Source organism: Salipiger sp. HF18 (assembly GCF_011806505.1).
In the GTDB taxonomy this organism is placed as follows: domain Bacteria; phylum Pseudomonadota; class Alphaproteobacteria; order Rhodobacterales; family Rhodobacteraceae; genus Salipiger; species Salipiger thiooxidans.
Map to the genome: position 1 here is coordinate 1 of NZ_JAATOS010000411.1, position 3499 is coordinate 3499.

Annotated in this window: 3 protein-coding genes and 1 pseudogene; all 4 read left to right on the forward strand. The window is 65.8% G+C overall.

Annotation, left to right across the window (positions count from 1 at the left end; all coding sequences use genetic code 11):
- Nucleotides 1-1089: 1089 nt before the first annotated feature.
- Complete coding sequence (locus HC022_RS21510; protein ID WP_089956914.1) at nt 1090-1500, forward strand: cell division protein MraZ; 411 nt, start codon at nt 1090-1092, stop codon at nt 1498-1500.
- A complete protein-coding gene (gene rsmH / locus HC022_RS21515) occupies nt 1501-2493 on the forward strand; it encodes a 16S rRNA (cytosine(1402)-N(4))-methyltransferase RsmH (protein ID WP_167453777.1) in 993 nt (330 codons plus the stop codon).
- Nucleotides 2493-2855, forward strand: coding sequence for a cell division protein FtsL (locus tag HC022_RS21520; protein ID WP_167453778.1), 363 nt, complete (start codon nt 2493-2495; stop codon nt 2853-2855). Before rsmH ends, HC022_RS21520 begins: the two co-directional genes overlap by 1 nt.
- Nucleotides 2852-3499: pseudogene (locus HC022_RS21525) on the forward strand (penicillin-binding protein 2); the annotation flags it as partial. The gene HC022_RS21520 and the pseudogene HC022_RS21525, both read left to right, overlap by 4 nt.

Sequence of the window (3499 nt, forward strand, 5' to 3'; positions counted from 1 at the left end):
GCGAGACCGAGGCGCAGACCTACATGCAGTATCTTGCCGATCGCGTCGCGCTCCGGGGCGTGACCTTCCCCTGATCTACAATGGGGTGTTGAACGCCCCGTTCAACTACCCTGCAACGGAGCGTGTTTAAACGGGGCAGGGCGGCGGGGTGCCATGCGGTCCCGGTTGGGACCAGGTGGGACGCGGGGTGGGATCGGATGGGGCGGTGGGATGGGATGGGACGGGAAATCCCGTGGAAACCCTTGGCGGCCCGCTCAGAACGCTCGAAACGCCCCGATCCCGAAAAACGCGTTGCTGTAAACTTCGCCGTAAATCACTGCAAGTTTGAGCGTCACGCTACAACAGCTACAACTACAGCCATCCGCCCACGCGCTTGGGAAACCATGGGACAGAGGGGGTGGGAATTCATGGTCTGAGGTGCCCAACCGCTTGAGGTGATTCACGAAGTACCGGCCTGAAGGGACCCTGAACCACGATTCCGAGGCTTTTGCGGCACAGTTTTCAATCTCTGTCCCGAGTCGGGTTACGAAGCCCATGGTGCTCCTGCAGTTTTTTTGGGAAACGGTGGGCGCAACGAAGATCACGCCGGCGTGACTATATCTGGTGCTCAGCTGCTTTCAGCTTACCACATATTCGTGAATGTGGCGGCGGGAACACACAAAATGTAGTTTTCCACAGGCGCTGTGGACAACATTTCGTGGTGTGGACCCGAAAAAAACCGTTGCTTCCCATGATTTCCCATGAGATACCTTTAACCACGATGAGGGACGGGACAGAGGGCGAAAACGCTCCGCACACAATCCCAAAAAAAATAAACCAGAGCAGGTTCATACAGGCACCCGCCCTTCATCGTGACGACAGAATCCGGCGCGCGAGCGAGCAGAACATCCCCCCAGGTGGCGCGCGCAGCTGGACAAGCCCGTAAACGGGTCAAGGCGGCGGGTTGATCGGTGGCAGCAGATCAACCCGCCGTATTTCGTTTCAGGGGGTCGAGTAGGGACAGTGAGCCGCAGGCCAAGGTTCAGAGGCGAGAGTCGGCACAAGGTCGACGGAAAGGGCAGGGTCTCGATTCCTGCGACCTTCCGTCGTGTGCTCGAAGCCGGCGACCCGGACTGGTCGGGCGGCGAGAACCCCAATTTCGTCATGGTCTACGGCAACCCCGCCTACAACTTCATCGAATGCTACACCATCGCCGAGATCGAGCGGATCGAAGACCGCATCGACGCGATGGAGCACGGTGACGAGCGCGATGCGCTGGAAGAGATCTACTCGGCAAACGTGGTCAACGCGACGGTCGACGACACCGGCCGCATCGTCCTGCCCGCCAAGCTGCGCGAGCGCTTCGGCATCGGCAGTGAGGCGGCGCTGGTGGCCTCGCTGAACACCTTCCGCATCTGGGATGCCGAGCAGTACGATGCGCAGAAGCAGGTGCGGTCGGAGAACCTCAAGTCGGAACTCCCGCGCAACCCGCTCTCGCTGCTCGGCAAGGAGGCACAATAAATGGCACCCGCGGCGGACACATCTGACAACGCGCCGCACGTCCCGGTCCTGCTCCGGCCCCTGCTCGACGCGGTGGCGCCGGTCTCGGGGACCTGGGTCGACGGCACCTTCGGGGCGGGGGGGTACTCCCGCGGCCTGCTCGAGGCGGGCGCGGACAAGGTCATCGGCATCGACCGCGACCCGCTCGCGCATCGCATGGCGGCCGAGTGGATCGGCAGCTACGGCGGCCGGCTCGAGCTGGTCGAGGGCAACTTCGCGGACATGGACCAGTACGTGAGCGGCGCCGACGGCGTGGTGCTCGACCTCGGGGTCTCGTCCATGCAGCTCGACATCGCCGAGCGCGGCTTCTCGTTCCAGAAGGACGGGCCGCTCGACATGCGCATGGAACAGGCCGGCGAAAGCGCCGCCGAGCTGGTCAAGCGGCTCGACGAGACGACGCTGGCGGACGTGCTCTATACATACGGTGAGGAACGGGCCTCGCGCCGCATCGCGCGGGCCATCGTCAAGGCGCGCGAACAGGAGCCCATCGAGACCACGGCGCGGCTGAGCGCCATCGTCGAGGCCTGCCTGCCGCGCCCGAAACCGGGGCAGAGCCACCCGGCCACCCGCAGCTTCCAGGCGCTGCGCATCGCGGTCAACGACGAGTACGGCGCACTCTGGCGCGGGCTCATGGCCGCCGAAAAGGCGCTGAAGCCGGGCGGTTTTCTCTGTGTGGTGACCTTCCACTCGGTCGAGGACCGCATGGTCAAACGCTTCCTGCAGGCGCGCTCGGGCCGGCTTGGCGCGGTGAGCCGCTATGCCCCCGTGGTCGAGGCCGAGGAGCCGCAGTTCGTCACCATGACGCGCAAGGCCATCGGCCCCGACGACGACGAGCTCGCCGCCAACCCGCGCTCGCGCTCGGCCCGGCTGCGCATCGGACAGCGCACCTCGGCGGATCCGGGCGACGTGTCTCCCGACACCCTGAACATGCCTCAACTGAGGGGGAAACGCTGATGCGCACCATGCTCTATGTGACCACCTTCCTCGGCCTGATCGGGCTCGCCTTCTGGGCCTATCGCGAGAATTACCAGACGCAGGCGGCGCTGGACCACGTGGCCGACCTGCACGGCGACATCGCCGATGCGCGGGCGCGGCTGGCGATCCTCAAGGCGGAATGGGCCTATCTCAACCGCCCCGACCGGCTGCGCGAGCTCTCCGAGATCAACTTCGAGCGGCTGGGCCTGCTGCCGATGCGCCCCGAGCAGTTCGGCAAGGTCGACCAGGTGTCCTTCCCGCACGTGCCGCTGGTGGTGACCGACGCCATCGAGGTGACCAGCGCAAACGCCGCCGCCGCCGACGAGGAGCTGTGGCCATGACCCGGACACCGCTGCGCCCGCTGGCGCGCATCCTTCAAGCCCGCAGCAACGGCGAGAACCCCGACGCCATCGAGCGCGAGAACCTGCGCATCCGCCACGAGCAGATGCGCGACAAGGCGCGCGTGCGCGCCGAGGGGCGTCTGCTGGTCATGGGCGCGATGTTCTTCTGCGCCTTCGTGGTGATCGGCGCCCGGATGGGTCTGCTCTCGGCCACCGAGCCGAGCGAGCCGCGGGCCCGGGCCACTGGTGCCTCGATCATCGCGAGCCGCGCCGACATCACCGACCGCCGCGGCCGGCTGCTGGCGACCAACATGGAGACCCACTCGCTCTACGCCCACCCGCAGCAGATGATCGAACCGCTGCGCGCGGCGAAGGAGCTGAAGGCGATCTTCCCGGATCTCGACGAAGAGCGGATGGTCAAGGACTTCACCGACGAGAAACGCAAGTTCCTCTGGGTCCGCAAGAAGATCAGCCCCGAGCAGATGCAGGCGGTGCACGAAATCGGCGAGCCCGGCCTGTTGTTCGGCCCGCGCGAGATGCGGCTCTATCCCAACGGCGCCATCGCGTCGCACATCCTCGGCGGCGCCAGCTTCGGCCGCGAGGGCGTCGACTCGGCCGAGGTGGTGGGCACCGCGGGCATCGAG